Annotated in this window: 2 pseudogenes; both read left to right on the top strand. The window is 68.6% G+C overall.

The window, feature by feature from the left end:
* Positions 1-504 (top strand): annotated as a pseudogene (locus EOB59_RS35510) (hypothetical protein); the annotation flags it as partial.
* A 144-nt stretch (positions 505-648) separates the two neighbouring features.
* Positions 649-2,108 (top strand): annotated as a pseudogene (locus EOB59_RS34520) (autotransporter outer membrane beta-barrel domain-containing protein); the annotation flags it as partial.

Below are 2,108 nucleotides of genomic sequence, written 5' to 3'. Positions count from 1 at the left end.
CTGCAGGACCGGTCGGCAGGCATCGTCGTCCAATCGCTTGGCGGCGGCGGCGGCAATGGCGGCTTTGTCGTGGAAGGCGCCCTCTTCGGAGCGAGCGTTGGAATCGGCGGCAAGGGCAGCGGCGGCGGCGATGGCGGCGACGTGTTCTTCCGCACCGCCAATGGCGGCCAGCAATCGATCATCACGCGCGGCACCGACTCGATCGGCCTCGTCGTACAGTCGGTCGGCGGCGGTGGCGGCAATGGCGGCTTCGTCGGCACGTTTGGCGCGATCGCCAATCTGGGCATCGGTGGTGCCGGCGGCGCGGCAGGCGCGGGCAAGGCAGTCGATGCGACCTATAATGGTTCGGTCGAAACCTTCAAGGAAAGGTCGGCCGGTATCATCGTGCAATCGATCGGTGGCGGCGGCGGCAATGGCGGCGGCGTCATCGGTGTCGGCCTTGGCCTGACCGTCGGCATCGGCGGCAGTGGCGCGGGCGGCGGCGCCGCGGGCAAGGTCGTCTAGAACTCCAACACCACGAATATCACAACCCACGGCGCCGACTCCGCTGGCCTGATCATTCAATCGATCGGCGGTGGCGGCGGCAAGACCGTTGATGTCATCAACGGCGCCGTCGTCCAGACCGAAGGTATTCAGTCGCACGGCATCATGGCGCAGTCGGTCGGCGGCGGCGGCGGCTCCGGCGGCTTTGCGGTGACGGTTGGCGGACCTTCCTTCTCGCTGGGCGGCAATGGCAGTTCCGGTGGTGGCAGCCAGAAAGTCTATGTCGAAAATACGGCTCGGATCACCACTGACAGGGACCTCTCGATCGGCATCTTCGCGCAGTCGGTCGGTGGTTCAGGTGGTGATGGAGGCTTGGCGGGCGCCGGTGGTGCCTTTGCGGCCGTCGCTGTCGGTGGCCAGGGCGGCGCTGGCGGGGCAGGTGGCCAGGTCGAGGTCAAAAACACCGCAAACATAACCACCAAAGGCGCGCTCGCGCACGGCATCCTGGCGCAATCGGTCGGCGGCGGCGGCGGCAATGGCGGCAGCGCCGGTGCGGTCGCGGTCGGTATATTCGGTGCGGCTGGCGTCGCGATCGGCGGCGGCGGCGGCGATGCGAATCTGAGCGATCAGGTTACCGTCACCCACAAGGGCGACATCCACGTCGCCGGCGCGGGCGCGAAGGCCATCCTGGCGCAATCGGTCGGCGGTAGCGGCGGCAATGGCGGCAATGCCTATTCCGGAGCCTTCAGCGCCGGTTTCTACGCATCGGCAGCGGTCGGCGTTTCGGTTGGCGGCGAGGGCGGCGATGGCGGTCCTGGCGGCAAGGTTACGGTCAGGGCGGACGGCAACATCATCGCCGACACCGACGCGGTCGGCTCGGGCGGCATCGTGGCACAGTCGATTGGCGGCGGCGGCGGCAATGGCGGCCGTGCGGCCACGATGGCCGGCTCGGTCAGCAACGGCGTCAATGTCAGCCTCGGCGTGACGGTCGGCGGCTGGGGCGGCGACGGTGGCCGCAGTGACCTGGTGATCGTCGATACTGGCCTCAGCGGCGGCGGCAGCATCGTCACCAAGGGTTACCAGGCTGGCGGCATTCTTGCCCAGTCGGTTGCCGGCAGCGGCGGCAATGGCGGCGATTCCTGGGCGGCGGCTGGCGGTTACGGCGTCAATGTCAGCGTCAACGCGACCGTGAGCATCGGCGGCGGCGGCGGCGACGGCAATGTCAGCGACGATGTGCTCGTCCACAATGCCATGACGGTGCAGACGGATGGCGACATGAGCGCGGCGATCCTTGCGCAGTCGATCGGCGGCGGCGGCGGCAATGGCGGCTCGACCAACGGTGCGACCGCCGATCTGGGCGGCGGCCAAGGCGTCAACGTTGCGGCCAACGTGACCGTCGGAGGCGGGGGCGGCACCGGCAATATCTCCGGCGCGGTCGACGTGATCAACACCGGCAATTTGACGACCAAGGGCGACTTCTCCTCAGGCATCGTCGCGCAATCGCTGGGCGGCGGCGGCGGCATGGGCGGATCGAGCAACGCCAAGGCGTTCCACCTTGGCGGCACCAGCGAGACGAGTGTCACCGTCAACGTCGGCATTGGCGGTTCGGGCGGCTCCGGCAACGA

Source organism: Mesorhizobium sp. M7A.F.Ca.MR.176.00.0.0, from assembly GCF_004023165.1.
GTDB lineage: Bacteria > Pseudomonadota > Alphaproteobacteria > Rhizobiales > Rhizobiaceae > Mesorhizobium.
This window is presented reverse-complemented; position numbering and strand designations above follow the sequence as displayed.